Source organism: Polaromonas hydrogenivorans, from assembly GCF_040105105.1.
GTDB lineage: Bacteria > Pseudomonadota > Gammaproteobacteria > Burkholderiales > Burkholderiaceae_C > Polaromonas > Polaromonas hydrogenivorans.
The window spans coordinates 110,878-124,706 of record NZ_CP157675.1; the positions used below are offsets into that span (position 1 = coordinate 110,878).

General features: G+C 63.4%; 12 protein-coding genes and 1 riboswitch. Of the genes, 7 read left to right on the plus strand and 5 right to left on the minus strand.

The features are described 5' to 3' along the window. Positions 1-5 precede the first annotated feature (5 nt). The 3 genes from ABLV49_RS00540 to ABLV49_RS00550 all read left to right on the plus strand — a co-directional run bounded on the left by ABLV49_RS00540 (position 6) and on the right by ABLV49_RS00550 (position 1,614). On the plus strand, positions 6-584 hold the full coding sequence (locus ABLV49_RS00540; protein ID WP_349279672.1) for an MOSC domain-containing protein: 579 nt from the start codon (positions 6-8) through the stop codon (positions 582-584). A gap of 75 nt (positions 585-659) precedes the next feature. Continuing rightward, positions 660-1,115 (plus strand): hypothetical protein, encoded by a 456-nt coding sequence (locus ABLV49_RS00545; RefSeq protein WP_349279674.1) that lies wholly within the window; start codon positions 660-662, stop codon positions 1,113-1,115. Then, positions 1,015-1,614: an IS630 family transposase gene (locus ABLV49_RS00550; RefSeq protein ID WP_349281548.1), complete on the plus strand. Its 600-nt coding sequence runs from the start codon at positions 1,015-1,017 to the stop codon at positions 1,612-1,614. Before ABLV49_RS00545 ends, ABLV49_RS00550 begins: the two co-directional genes overlap by 101 nt. Before the next feature lie 116 nt (positions 1,615-1,730). On the opposite strand, the gene ABLV49_RS00555 is transcribed toward ABLV49_RS00550, so the two are convergent. Next, positions 1,731-2,933 carry a threonine ammonia-lyase gene (locus ABLV49_RS00555; RefSeq protein WP_349281549.1) on the minus strand — a complete coding sequence of 401 codons (1,203 nt, stop codon included), beginning with the start codon at positions 2,931-2,933 and terminating at the stop codon, positions 1,731-1,733. 204 nt (positions 2,934-3,137) lie between these two features. Between ABLV49_RS00555 and ABLV49_RS00560 the strand changes: the two genes are divergently transcribed. Continuing rightward, the gene (locus ABLV49_RS00560; protein ID WP_349279676.1) at positions 3,138-5,507 is read left to right on the plus strand and encodes an ATP-binding protein; all 2,370 of its coding nucleotides are present in this window, start codon (positions 3,138-3,140) and stop codon (positions 5,505-5,507) included. A gap of 86 nt (positions 5,508-5,593) precedes the next feature. Here ABLV49_RS00560 and ABLV49_RS00565 read toward each other — a convergent pair whose 3' ends face one another. Both ABLV49_RS00565 and ABLV49_RS00570 read right to left on the minus strand, forming a co-directional pair. Continuing rightward, positions 5,594-5,968 carry a type II toxin-antitoxin system VapC family toxin gene (locus tag ABLV49_RS00565; protein WP_349279677.1) on the minus strand — a complete coding sequence of 125 codons (375 nt, stop codon included), beginning with the start codon at positions 5,966-5,968 and terminating at the stop codon, positions 5,594-5,596. Further along, positions 5,965-6,189, minus strand: a complete 225-nt coding sequence (locus ABLV49_RS00570) for an AbrB/MazE/SpoVT family DNA-binding domain-containing protein (protein ID WP_349279679.1) — start codon at positions 6,187-6,189, stop codon at positions 5,965-5,967. Before ABLV49_RS00570 ends, ABLV49_RS00565 begins: the two co-directional genes overlap by 4 nt. 234 nt (positions 6,190-6,423) lie before the next feature. On the opposite strand from ABLV49_RS00570, the gene ABLV49_RS00575 reads away from it, so the two are divergent. After that, on the plus strand, positions 6,424-6,729 hold the full coding sequence (locus ABLV49_RS00575; RefSeq protein ID WP_349279681.1) for a panthothenate synthetase: 306 nt from the start codon (positions 6,424-6,426) through the stop codon (positions 6,727-6,729). A 158-nt stretch (positions 6,730-6,887) separates the two neighbouring features. On the opposite strand, the gene recQ is transcribed toward ABLV49_RS00575, so the two are convergent. Then, complete coding sequence (gene recQ, locus ABLV49_RS00580; RefSeq protein ID WP_349279683.1) at positions 6,888-8,792, minus strand: DNA helicase RecQ; 1,905 nt, start codon at positions 8,790-8,792, stop codon at positions 6,888-6,890. A gap of 260 nt (positions 8,793-9,052) precedes the next feature. Here recQ and ABLV49_RS00585 point away from each other — a divergent pair, with 260 nt between their 5' ends. Further along, entirely contained in the window at positions 9,053-10,099 is a 1,047-nt protein-coding gene (locus tag ABLV49_RS00585; protein ID WP_349279685.1) for a homocysteine S-methyltransferase family protein, read from the plus strand. Between the two features lie 48 nt (positions 10,100-10,147). Here ABLV49_RS00585 and ABLV49_RS00590 read toward each other — a convergent pair whose 3' ends face one another. Further along, positions 10,148-10,636 carry a cyclic nucleotide-binding domain-containing protein gene (locus ABLV49_RS00590; RefSeq protein ID WP_349279687.1) on the minus strand — a complete coding sequence of 163 codons (489 nt, stop codon included), beginning with the start codon at positions 10,634-10,636 and terminating at the stop codon, positions 10,148-10,150. Between the two features lie 161 nt (positions 10,637-10,797). Further along, positions 10,798-10,890, plus strand: a riboswitch (S-adenosyl-L-homocysteine riboswitch). Positions 10,891-10,904: 14 nt separating this feature from the next. Here ABLV49_RS00590 and metH point away from each other — a divergent pair. After that, positions 10,905-13,724 carry a methionine synthase gene (metH, locus tag ABLV49_RS00595; RefSeq protein ID WP_349279689.1) on the plus strand — a complete coding sequence of 940 codons (2,820 nt, stop codon included), beginning with the start codon at positions 10,905-10,907 and terminating at the stop codon, positions 13,722-13,724. Positions 13,725-13,829: the final 105 nt, after the last annotated feature.

A 13,829-nucleotide genomic window follows, 5' to 3' on the forward strand; every position in this document is an offset into this window, starting at 1 on the left:
ACGCCATGCCGCAACTTCTTTCCGTTCAGGTCGGCCTTGCCCGCCGGACAAACATCGGCGAGCGTAGCATTCTGACGGCCTACGGCAAGCAGCCGGTGGCGCAAGCCGTTCCGGTGCTGCCGCTGGGCTTGCTGGGCGACGAGCAGGCTGACCTGTCGGTTCACGGCGGGCTGGCAAAAGCCGTTTATGCCTATCCTTCAGAGCATTACGCGTACTGGCAGGCCGCCCGGCGCGAAGCCGGCCTGGGCGAGATCGACGCCAGCCTGCCGGGCGGCAGCCTGGGCGAAAACCTGACGCTGCAGGGCCTGCTGGAAACCGGGGTCTGGGCCGGCGATGTGTTGAGGTTTCCCGACTGCGAATTGCGCGTGACGCTGCCGCGCGAGCCTTGCTACAAATTCAACGCCGCCATGGGTTTTGGCCGCGCTTCCAAACTGATGGCGCAAACCGGCTTTTGCGGCTTTTACCTGGCGGTGCAAACGCCGGGAACGCTGTGCGCCGGGGAGTCGTTTGACGTGATTCCCGGGCGGCGCGGCGTCGGCATTCCTGCGCTGTTCGCCGCCAAGATGCGCAAGCATCTGCGCTAGAGCGGTTTCGTTTTAACCAGCAAAGGAACTGAGAATGGCCAGGTCGATCCAAGGCTGCTTTGGAGGTCATCCATCATGTCTTGGCGAAATGGACAAGCCTATGCACAGGATTTGCGCGACCGGGTGCTGGCCACGCCAGGGGTGCTTCGCGAGGTGGCCGAGCGCTTTGGCGTGAGCCAAGCCTATGTGTGCCGGGCGCGGGCACGCCGCGAAAAGCTCGGCCAGACCAGCCCGGGCGCGCAATGCAACCACAGGCCACTGCGCCTGGCCGCGCTGGAGCCCGCGCTGCGCGAGCAGGTGGCTGCAGCGCCGGCGCAGACGCTGCGCGAGTTGTGCCAGTGGGTGCGGGACGCGCACGGCATCGAGGTGGGAACGACAACGATGTTCAAGACCCTGGGCCGGTTCGGGCTGACGCTAAAAAAAAATCACCCTGCACGCCGCCGAGCAAACGCGGCCCGACGTCGCCCAGGCCCGCCAGGACTGGAGCGCCAAACAACCAGACCTGCCTGCCGCTCAGCTGATCTTCCTTGACGAGACCTGGGCAACCACGAGCATGACCCCGACGCGGGGCCGCTCGCCCAAGGGCCAGCGCTGCCGGGGCTTTGCGCCCGCTGGCCACTGGCGCACCACCACGTTTGTCTGCGCGTTGAGCACCCGGGGGTTGCGCGCGCCCTTGGTGCTCGACGGCCCCCTCAACGGGCCTGCCTTTCGCGCCTGGGTCGAGCAGTTTCTCGTGCCCGAACTGCGGCCCAGCGATATCGTGGTGATGGACAACCTGAGCGCCCATAAAGTCGCCGGCATCCAGGCGGCCATCGAGCAAGCCGGGGCGACGGTGAAGTACCTGCCGCCCTACAGCCCGGACTACAACCCCATCGAGCAGGTGTTTGCCAAGCTCAAGGCGATGCTGCGAAAAACCCAGGCTCGAACGGTGGACGCTCTTTGGAGCGTCATTGGCGAATTGCTGGACCGCTTTGACAGCGCTGAGTGCGAGCGCTACGTTCGCCACTGTGGCTATTGTGGGTCAGGGTGAAGCCGCTCTAGAGCAGGCCCGCCACCCGGGAGCGCGGACGCCCACGTCCGCCTCTTCTTTGGAGCATCGTGCGAAAAAGGAAGGCGGACGTGGGCGTCCGCGCTCCCGGGGCAGGCTCAGTGCTGCTCTTCAGCCTCGAAACCCGCCGCCCGCAAGGCCTGCAGCACCTGCGCGATATGCGGGCGTCCGCGCGTCTGCAGCACCAGTTCAATCTCCACGTTCTGGGCCGCCAGCATGGTGAAGGCGCGCTGGTGATGCACTTCCTCGATGTTGGCGCCCGCGTCGGCGACCGTGGCGGTGATTTTGGCCAGCGAGCCGGGAATGTCGCGCGCGCTGACCCGGATGCGCGCCAGCCGCCCGGCGCGCACCATGCCGCGCTCGATGATCGCTGCCAGCAGCAGCGGGTCGATGTTGCCGCCGCACAGCACCAGCCCGACTTTCAGGCCGGCAAAGCGCGCCGGATATTTGAGCAGCGCCGCCAGCCCGGCCGCGCCAGCGCCCTCGACCAGGGTTTTTTCAATCTCCAGCAGCATCACCATGGCCTGCTCGATGTCGCCTTCATCCACCAGCAGCAGGTCATCGACGCGCCGGGCAATGATGGCCTGCGGGATCACGCCGGGCGTGCCCACGGCAATGCCGTCGGCAATCGTGCTGGTGCCCTGCGGGTGGTGCGTGCCCTTGATGGCGTTGACCATGGCGGGAAAGCGCGAGGTCTGCACGCCGATGATTTCAATGCCGGGCTTGAGCGCCTTGGCCGCCGTTGCCACGCCGGCAATCAGCCCGCCGCCGCCCACGGCAATAACCAGCACTTCCAGTTCGGGCACGGCACGCAGCATTTCCAGCCCCACGGTGCCCTGGCCGGCGACGATGGCTTCATCGTCGTAGGGATGCACAAACACCAGCTTTTCGCGTTCGGCCAGCAGCAGGGCATGGGCGCGCGACTCGTCGAGCGTGTCGCCGTGCAGCACGACCTCGGCGCCAAAGCCCCGGGTGCGCTCGATCTTCACGCCCGGCGTGAAGCGCGGCATCACGATGACGGCGCGAATGCCCAGGCGCTGCGCGTGGTAGGCCACGCCCTGCGCATGGTTGCCCGCGCTCATGGCAATCACGCCGCGCTGGCGTTCGGACTCGGTGAGTTGCGCCAGCTTGTTGCAGGCGCCGCGCTCCTTGAAGGACGCGGTGTACTGCAGGTTTTCGAACTTCAGGTAAATTTGCGCCCCGGTCAACTGCGACAGCGTGAGCGATTCCACGCAGGGCGTGTCCAGCAAATGTCCGTGCAGGCGCTGGGCGGCTTGTTCAATATCGGTCAGGCTGAGCATGATTTCCTTTTTGGGCACCGTTGAGCGGTAGCAGGCCATTTTCCGCGCCTTTGGAGAGCCTGCTTGTGGCATATGCCTCACGGCATTATTCAAGTAGTGCCTTCCATGCGGCTTTAGCTTGCGTTATGGTGCAGGCTTCGGTGAATCAATAAAAAAAATCAGGGTGGAGGCATTGGCGGTGTCGTTGCAAACTGGAGTTTGTCCATGAACAAGCGTTCCCTTGTCGAGCATCCGCAGCAGTGGCTGCTTTCTCCCGGCCTGAAAGAGGCGCCGGTGCTGGATTTGATGTGCTCGCATTTCGTCCTGACCCTGGCCGCCCGGCAGGGTGCCAAGTTCAATGTGCGGCGTGACCTGAACAGCCTGCTGTCGCTGTCGGGCCGGCATCTGGTGTGGCCGCTGCCCGCGCTGCAGCGCCTGCGCGAATTTTTGAGTCGCCGCTGCAAGGGCAATGAATTCTGGCAGGACCACGAAACCCTGAGCGATGCCGAGTTCATGGCGCGCCACGGCGTCTGGCGCGGCCCGTACGAGGAAGGCACGCTGTTTTTCTACCTCGACGAACATGCCAAGGACCAGCCCAAGGATTTGCTCTCGGTCCTTAGCGCCACCGGCGACTGGCTGACGCTGGCGCTCAAGAAACAGTCCACGCTGGTCGAGAAGAATATCGAATCCCTGGCCAGCCTGCTGCAGCTCAACCGGGCCGAGCGGGCGCTGCTGCTCTACGGCACGCTGGCCCGCTACCAGCGCGACCTGCGCTCGCTGCTGGTCGAATTCAAGGTCAACAACGCGCCCGAAGCCTATGCCGCGATTGCCGACGTGGCCGGCGTCAAGGCGCCCGAGGTTGCCGAAGCGCTGCGGCCCGGCTCGCGGCTGGAGCGCATCGGCATGGTCGAGAACCTGATTTCCGAGCACAACATCACCGACCTGGCCGACCTGATGAAGGTCAGCGAAAAGCTGCCGCCGGTTTTGATGCGCAAATACCGCGACCACAGCGAGCTGATGGCCGTATTCACCCGGCCGGCGACGCGCAGCCGCCTCGGGCTGGCCGATTTCGCCTTCGTGCAGGACGACGTGCAGGTGCTGGTGTCGCTGCTGCGCCATGCGGTGGCCGGCAAGGAGGCGGGCGTCAATGTGCTGCTCTACGGCCCGCCCGGCACCGGCAAGACCGAACTGGCCAAGGTGGTCGCGCAGGCCGCCGGGCTGGACCTGTTCGAGGTCGAATACGCCGACCGCGACGGCAATTCATTGAGCGGGCGCGACCGCTACCGCTCGCTGCAGATCGCCCAGGTGTTCCTCAAGGGCAGCATGCATTCGGCGCTGCTGTTCGACGAGGTGGAAGACGTGTTTCCGCCGATTTCCAGCGAGGCCGCGCAGCTGATGGCGCGCTCCGAACAGCTGACCGCCCCGAACAGCCATTCGGTCAGCGGCAAGGCCTGGGTCAACCAGATTCTCGAATCCAACCCGGTGCCCACACTCTGGGTGACCAACCGCATCGAGCAGATCGACCCGGCCTTTCGGCGCCGCTTTGCCTACCATCTGGAACTGCGCTCGCCGCCGCCCGGCGCGCGCGAAGGCATTGTGCGCAAGACGCTTGAAGGCGTGCAGGTCAGCGATGCGTTTGTCGCCAAGCTGACCGCCCGCAAAGGCCTGACGCCGGCGCAGATCCGCACGGCGGTGCGCTTTGCCCGCCTGGCCAGCGCGCCCGCGAAAGCGATGGATGCGCAGGTCGATGGCGCCGGGATGCAGGCGATTCTGGCGGGCGGGCGGCCGTCGCTGATGGAGTCGCTGATCGAGCGCCAGCTCAGGAATGCCGACGTGGCGCTGGGCAACAAGGCCGAAGCCTCGGGGCGCCGCAACGTCACGACGTATGACTTGGCGATGCTCAATGTGGAGTCGCGCTTTGAAATTCCGCGCATCGTGGAGGCGCTCAAAAGCCGTGGTCATGGCAGCTTGTGTTTTTACGGCCCGCCCGGCACCGGCAAAACCGCGCTGGCCGAGCACATCGCCCAGGCGCTGGAGCAGCCGCTGCTGATCAAGCAGGCCAGCGACCTGATGAGCAAATACGTCGGCGAAACCGAGCAGCAGATGGCCGCCATGTTCCGTGAGGCCGAGGCTGAAAAGGCGGTGCTGCTGCTCGACGAGGCCGACAGCTTTTTGCAGGACCGGCGCGGCGCCCAGCGCACCTACGAGGTCACCGAAGTCAATGAAATGCTGCAGGGCATGGAGCGCTACGCGGGCATTTTCATCTGCACCACGAACCTGTTAGAGAGCCTGGACCAGGCCGCGCTGCGGCGCTTCACCTTCAAGATCAAATTCATGCCGCTGACCGCCGGGCAGCGCGAAGCCATGTTTGTCACCGAAGCGCTGGCGGGGGATGCTGCTTTGCTGAACGGGGAGTTGCAGCAGCGGCTGGCGCAACTCACGCAGCTGTGTCCCGGCGATTTTGCGGCGGTCAAGCGGCAGGCGGTGATTCTGGATGCGGAGCTGTCGGCGGAAGAATTCCTGGCGCAGCTGGAGGCCGAGCACCGCATCAAGCCCGAGGTGCGGGAAGGGCGGGGGATGGGGTTCATGCGGTGATGGTTGCTATTGAATTGGTAGCTGTTTGCGCTTATGTAGCGTACGCTAGTGGAACTTTTCGTCATCAATCCACAAATTAAGCCAGTTCAAGGCTTCGCGCTATAACTGACGCCCGGTAATCCCTGGTAATCCACATCCTGCGTCCACAGCGTGGCGCCATGCTCCAGCGCCATGCTGTAAATGGCGGCATCGGCCAGGGCCAGGCCATGCCGGGTTGCGGCCTCGGAGGCGGCGATGGCGCGGCGGTCGGTCAGGTCCAGAACACGGCCCCGGCGCATCACATCCAGGCAGGTTTCGACGAGTTCGGCAGGCAGCGCGCGGCTCAAGACGCGATGGACCTCGAACAGTGAAATGGTCGGCACCAGCAGACGGTCGCGGTCTTCGATGGCTGCCGCAAACAAATCCGCACGCGGCGTGTCTTGAAAGTATTCGATCCAGCCCGAAGAATCGACGACATTCATTCGAAATCCCTGTCTTTTTCTTTGGGGGGTTCAATATCGCCCAGGTCGTAGCCTTTGAGAATCCCACGGTACGCGCTCGTGGGCACCTCGGGCTTGATCACCAGTTCTTTTCCACGCACCTCAAAAACGATGCGTGATCCGGGTTGAATTCCCAGCCTGGCCCGCATGGCGGCCGGGAGCGTGACTTGCCCCTTGCTTGAAACAATCGCATCTGCTTGCATGACATACTCCTTTACTTAAAGACAATGTAAGATATTTTTAAAGGTAAAGCAATTTTCAAAGTTTCATGCCTTTTGCCACTGAAAACCAAAGGAGCACGGCGGAATGAACTTGCGGGATGGAGCCAGCAGGGCTCCGGCAGCCTACCGCGTTTGGGGGATTGGTGGCGCTGGCATCCGGCGCCATACTGGCCCTGGCGGCATCCGGGCAGCCATGATGAACCAAGGAGGTGAATGATGAACATGCTACTCACGGTCGAATTCCCCCATGAGCCTTTCAACGCCCACGTCAGGAGCGGCAAGGCGGGAGAGATCATCGGGCGCATCCTGGAAACGATCAAACCGCAGGCCGCGTACTTCACGGAGCACGACGGAACGCGCGGCGGGATCTTTCTGATCGACGTACAAAATGCATCCGACGTGCCCTCTTTCGCGGAGCCGTTCTTTCTCAACTTCCAGGCCAACTGCAAATTCCGCATCGTGATGAGCCCGGAGGATCTGCAAAAAGCCGGCCTGGAGGCGCTCGGGAAGAAGTGGGCGTGATCCACGGAATCCAGTATCGGGCCGGATTCAAATCAGATTCATGATGCTATTAAAAAAGTAGCTGCTTGCGCCCGGCCACCTTGCGCAAGAGCCACTTTTCATCATGAATTCTGCGTCAATCCAGCCCATCCGGCGCCTGCCATCCAGGTCCGGCGGTGTTAAACCGGCTCGGCGCACACCCGCAGCACTTCGGCCCCATAGGCCGCCAGTTTCTTCACGCCCATGCCGCTGATGCCGCTGAGCGCGTGCAGGTCTTGCGGCGCCTGCTCGGCAATCGCGCGTAGCGTGGCGTCGTGGAAGATCACGAATGGCGGCAGGTTGTGCTCCCGGGCCACGTCGGTGCGCCAGGCTTTCAGGCGGCCAAGGCGTTCCAGCGCGCCGGCGTTCAGCGTCGCTTCGGCCATGCCCTTGACCGATGTTTTGACCGGCGATTTGCTGCCGCGCCGCGTGCGCTCGGCCTTGCTGCTGGCGGCCTGCTGGCGCAGCAGCACGCTGACTTCGCCCTTGAGCACCTGGCGCGCGTCGGGCATCAGCTGCAGCGTGTTGAAGGCCTCGGCGTTGACGCGCACCAGGTTGCTGGCGATCAGCTGGCGCAGCACGCCGCGCCACTGCGGCTCGGCCAGGTCGGCGCCGATGCCGAAGGTGCTGAGCTGGTCATGGCCGTATTGCACGACTTTTTCGGTCGGCTTGCCGCGCAAGATGTCCATGATGTGCCCGGCGCCAAAGCTGATGCCGCTGGCCTGCTGCACGCGGTAAATGCAGCTCAGCATCTTGCGTGCCGCCTCGGTCGCATCCCACACGGCGGGCGGTGTCAAACAGTTGTCGCAGTTGCCGCACGGCTCGCTGGCTTCGCCAAAATAGCCCAGCAGGCTGACGCGGCGGCAGCGCGTGCCCTCGGCCAGCGTCAGCAGCGCGTCGAGCTTGCCGCGCATCACCTGTTTGAACTCCTCGCTGGCGACTTCGCTGGTGTCGATCATGCGGCGCTGGTTCACCACGTCCTGCAGGCCATAGACCATCCAGGCGTCGGCGGGCAGGCCGTCGCGCCCGGCGCGGCCGGTTTCCTGGTAGTAGCCTTCGATGTTCTTTGGCATGTCGAGGTGCGCGACGAAGCGCACGTCGGGCTTGTCGATGCCCATGCCAAAGGCAATCGTCGCCACCATCACGCAGCCGTCCTCGCGCAGGAAACGGTCCTGGCGCTGCTGGCGCAGCTTGGCGTCAAGCCCGGCGTGGTAGGCCATGGCCTTGATGCCCGCGTCATCCAGCATGCCGGCGATTTCCTCGACGCGCTTGCGCGACTGGCAATAGACGATGCCCGCTTCACCGTGGTGCTCGGTCTGGATGAAGCGCAGCAGCTGGCGCGTGGCGTCGGTTTTCTCGACGATGGTGTAGCGGATGTTGGGCCGGTCAAAGCTGCTTAGAAACAAGCGCGCGTCCTCCAGCTTGAGCCGCTCGATCATGTCCTGGCGCGTCAGCGCGTCGGCCGTGGCGGTCAGCGCCATGCGCGGCACGTCCGGGAAGGTCTCGTGCAGCAGGCTCAAGCTGCGGTATTCGGGCCGGAAGTCGTGGCCCCACTGGCTCACGCAATGCGCCTCGTCGATGGCAAAGAGGCTCAGCAGGCCGCGCTCGTGCAGCGACGCCAGCAGGCTGCGCATGCGCGGCGTGTTGATGCGCTCGGGCGCGGCGTAGAGCAGCGTCAGTTCGTTGCGCAGCAGCTGCTTTTCCAGCGCGCTGCTTTCCTCGAAGGTTTGCGTCGAATTCAGGAACGCCGCCGACACGCCGGCCTCCGTCAGCGCGCCGACCTGGTCGTGCATCAGCGCGATCAGCGGCGAGATCACGATGGTCACGCCGTGCCCGGCATTTTGCCGGGCGATGGCCGGAATCTGGTAGCACAGCGACTTGCCGCCGCCGGTCGGCATCAGCACCAGCGCATCGCCGCCGGCAATCACATGCTCGACGATGGCCTGCTGCGGGCCGCGAAAGTCGCTGTAGCCAAAAACCTGGCCAAGCACGTCCAGCGGCGTAGGCTGGTCTGAAGGGGCTGAAGAAATAGGCAATGAGGACAAGGTCGGGCCAGACAAGTGAGCGTTGGTGAAAAAGCCGATTTGCTACAAAAACAATAGCTTGCTATGCATGATGAACAAGCGCAAAAGCCATTTTTAATCAATATTTTTCGACCTTGCAAACCGTGGCCGTTGCGGATCGGGCGACTCCTTGCGGGGCCGCGCCGACCTGCGAATCATGACGTTTTCATTCAGTGCAAACAGGCTAAGGCCTATTGTCGGGGAAAGTTCACCGCCCTGAGCGCCGACCTAAAATGCACGCCATGAAGCCGATCACCTACACCCGCGCCCCGCAACTCCCCGCCCTCCTGGCGCAACGCATCCTGATCCTCGACGGCGCGATGGGCACCATGATCCAGCGCTTCAGGCTCAATGAAGCGCAGTACCGGGGCGAGCGTTTCAAGGACTTTCACAAGGACGTGAAGGGCAACAATGAATTGCTCAGCCTGACCCGGCCCGACGTGATCCGCGACATCCATGAAGGCTACCTGGCCGCCGGCGCCGACATGATCGAGACCAACACCTTTGGCGCCACCACCGTGGCCCAGGCCGACTACGACATGGCCGATCTGGCGGTGGAAATGAACTACGAATCGGCGCGCATCGCCCGCGCCGCCTGCGACAAATTCTCGACGCCCGAGAAGCCGCGTTTTGTCGTCGGCGCGCTTGGCCCCACGCCGAAGACCGCCAGCATCAGCCCCGACGTGAACGACGCGGGCGCGCGCAACACCAGTTTCGAGGAACTGCGCAAGGCTTATTACGAGCAGACCGAGGCGCTGGTCAGGGGCGGCAGCGATGTGCTGCTGGTCGAGACGATTTTCGACACGCTCAACGCCAAGGCGGCGCTGTTTGCGATTGACGAATACTTTGAGAACTCCGGTGAAAGATTGCCGCTGATCATCAGCGGCACCGTGACCGATGCCTCGGGCCGCATCCTGAGCGGCCAGACGGTGACGGCCTTCTGGCACAGCGTGCGCCATGCCGAGCCGCTGGCCGTGGGGCTGAACTGCGCGCTGGGCGCGGCCTTGATGCGCCCCTACATCCAGGAGCTGGCCAAGGCCGCGCCCGACACCTTCATCAGCTGCTACCCGAACGCCGGCCTGCCCAACCCGATGAGCGACACCGGCTTTGACGAAACGCCCGACGTGACCTCGCGCCTGCTGCACGAGTTTGCGGCCGAGGGGCTGGTCAATATCGTCGGCGGCTGCTGCGGCACCACGCCCGAGCACATCGCGGCGATTGCCCAGGCGGTGGCGCCGATGGACGGGCGCAGGCTGCAGCGCAATGGCTTCTACGCGCAAGCTGCATAAAAGGTAAAAGCCGGCAGCGCTTTCAGCGCCTTACCGGCAGGCGCGGCATCAGGGAGTTACCCGGGAAGCGATTTCCTGCTCCATCGCCTGGGTCAGCTGGACATACATCTTGAGCTTGTCGGTAATCTCGCGCAGCCGCACGCCGATTCGCAGGGACAGGGCCAGCATCAGCTTGGCGGCCACGGGCGCATTTTCCTGCATCAGCTGGTTCAAGGCCTCGCGCGTCAGGATGGCGCAGCGCAGCGGGGTGGCGGCAATGCAGGTGGCGTAGCGCGGCTGGGCGTCAAGAAAGCCCAGCTCGCCGATCAGGCTGCCCGGCCCCATGACGGTGATGATGATGGGCTCGACGCGGCTCACCACCAGCGTTTCGACGGTCACTTCGCCGTCGAGCAACAGCATCATGAAGCCGGTGTCGCGGCCATCGCCCTCACGGATAAAGATCGTGCCCTTGGCCACCAGTTGCGGCTGCATGTAAAGCACCACCACCCGGGCTTCCTCAAGGCTCAGCTGCATCAGCGCCGTCGGGGCAATCAGCATTTCTGCTGCCAGGTCAGCCGATCCGGAGCTTGCTGGAGGGTCGTGCGGTCCAGCTTCAGTGGGAAATAAAGGTTTCTTGAAAATGTTTTTAAACATGGAGGGAACTGGGTAATTTGACAGTTGGTGGCATGTTTATGGGTATTGATGCTTAAAATCGAGCTTAACTCAAGGAGCGTTGCAGCGAAACCGTGGTTTTGTCAGGCTTGGGTAAACAGGGCCGCATCATCCCCTTTTAGCAACGACGCTCACCTTTATTCCAAGGTGAGTCATGTCCTCCATTCAGTTTTCCCATGAAGTCCCGCCCATGAAGCTGTCCGGCCTGGAGCCGGTCACGATTGGCAGCGATTCGCTGTTCGTCAACATCGGCGAGCGCACCAACGTCACCGGCTCCAAGGCCTTCGCCCGCATGATTTTGAACGGCGACTATGAACAGGCGCTGACAGTGGCGCGCCAGCAGGTCGAAAACGGCGCGCAGATCATCGACATCAACATGGACGAGGCCATGCTCGACAGCCAGGCGGCCATGGTGCGCTTTTTGAACCTGATCGCCGGCGAGCCCGACATTGCGCGTGTGCCCATCATGATCGACAGCTCCAAGTGGAGCGTGATCGAGGCCGGCCTGCGCTGCATCCAGGGCAAGGGCATCGTCAATTCGATTTCGATGAAGGAGGGCGTTGACGCCTTCAAGCACCAGGCCAAATTGCTCAAGCGCTACGGCGCTGCCGCCGTCGTCATGGCGTTTGATGAAAAAGGCCAGGCCGACACCTACGAGCGAAAAATCAGCATTTGCGAGCGCGCCTACCGCGTGCTGGTCGATGAGATCGGTTTCCCGCCCGAAGACATCATCTTCGACCCGAACATCTTCGCCATCGCCACCGGCATCGACGAGCACAACAACTACGCGGTCGATTTCATCGAGGCCACGCGCTGGATCAAGGCCCATCTGCCGGGCGCCAAGGTGTCGGGCGGCGTATCCAACGTGTCGTTCAGCTTTCGCGGCAACGACCCGGTGCGCGAAGCCATTCACACGGTGTTTTTGTACCACGCGATCCAGGCCGGCATGGACATGGGCATCGTCAACGCCGGCATGATGGGCGTCTATGACGAGCTGGAGCCGGTGCTGCGCGAGCGCGTCGAGGACGTGGTGCTGAACCGCCAGCCGGTTTACAAGCCCGGCGAGCCCGAACTCACGCCCGGCGAACGGCTGATCGAAGTGGCTGAAACCGCCAAGAGCGGTGCCCGCGACGACAGCAAGAAGTACGAATGGCGCGCGCTGCCGATACGCGCCCGCCTGTCGCATGCGCTGGTGCATGGCAACAACGAATTCATCACCGAGGACACGGAGGAAGTCTGGCAGGCGATCAAGGCCGAGGGCGGGCGGCCGCTGCACGTCATCGAAGGCCCGCTGATGGACGGCATGAACGTGGTCGGCGACCTGTTCGGCCAGGGCAAGATGTTTTTGCCGCAGGTGGTGAAAAGCGCGCGCGTGATGAAGCAGGCCGTGGCGCACCTGCTGCCCTACATCGAGGCTGAAAAGCTGCTGCTGGAGGCGGCCGGCGGCGACGTCAAGACCAAGGGCAAGATCATCATCGCCACCGTCAAGGGCGATGTGCATGACATCGGCAAGAACATCGTCACCGTGGTCCTGCAGTGCAACAACTTCGAGGTTGTCAACATGGGCGTGATGGTGCCGTGCCACGAAATTCTGGCGCTGGCGAAAGCCGAGGGCGCGCACATCGTCGGCCTGTCGGGGCTGATCACGCCGAGCCTGGAGGAAATGCAGTACGTTGCCAGCGAGATGCAGAAAGACGAGCATTTCCGCCTCAACAAGATTCCGCTCTTGATTGGCGGCGCGACCACCAGCCGGGTGCACACGGCGGTGAAGATTTCGCCGCACTACGAAGGCCCGGTGGTTTACGTGCCTGACGCCTCGCGCAGCGTCAGCGTCGCGCAGAGCCTGCTGTCGGAGCAGGCGGCCAAGTACATCGCCGAGCTGAACGCCGACTACGACAAGGTCCGCATACAGCACGCCAACAAGAAGCAGACGCCGATGTGGCCGTTGACCAAGGCCCGGGCCAACGCCACGGCCATCGACTGGGTGAACTACACGCCGCCGGTGCCCAAGTTCATCGGCCGGCGCGTGTTCAAGAACTTCGACCTGGCCGAGCTGGCGCGGTTCATCGACTGGGGGCCGTTTTTCCAGACCTGGGATCTGGCCGGGCCGTTCCCGGCGATTTTGAGCGACGAGGTGGTCGGCGTCGAGGCGACGCGCGTCTATGAAGATGCCCAGAAAATGCTCAAGCGCCTGATCGAAGGCCGCTGGCTGAGCGCCAACGGCGTGATCGCGCTGCTGCCGGTCAACAGCGTCGGCGACGACATCGAGATCTACACCGACGAGTCGCGCCTTGAGGTGGCGATGACTTGGCACGGCCTGCGCCAGCAGACCGAGAAAACGGCGGTCGATGGCGTGATGCGCCCCAGCCGCTGCCTGGCCGATTTTGTCGCGCCCAAGGTGTTAACTCCTGAATTGATAGCTGCTCGCGCAAGCGGGACGAGCGCAAAAGGCCAAAATGACTCAAAAATTGCCGATTACATCGGGGTTTTCGCGGTCACCGCCGGCCTGGGTGCCGAGAAGAAGGAAAAGGCTTTCCAGGCCGACCATGACGACTATTCGTCGATCATGTTCAAGTCGCTCGCCGACCGCCTGGCCGAGGCCTTTGCCGAAGCGCTGCACCAGCGGGTTCGGCGCGACTTGTGGGGCTATGCGCCGGCCGAATCGCTGGGCCATGACGCCTTGATCGCCGAAAAATACCAGGGCATCCGCCCCGCGCCCGGCTACCCGGCCTGCCCGGACCACAGCGTGAAAAAGGAAATGTTCGAGCTGCTCCACGCCGGTGAAATCGGCATGGCGCTGACGGAAAGCCTGGCCATGACGCCGGCGGCCAGCGTCAGTGGCTTTTACCTGAGCCATCCGCAAAGCACCTATTTCAGCGTGGGAAAAATTGGCGACGACCAGCTGCAGGACCTGGCGCAGCGGCGCGGCGTCAAGGCCGGCGACCTGGCCAGGCTGTTGGCGCCCAATCTGTAAACCGGGCGTCTCGGAAAAATCCGGGGGGTCTCGGAAAAACTCTCGCTCAGCCACCACTCCGGTCCTACATTCAATTGCGCTTTCACCTGCCAGGCACTGGCGATG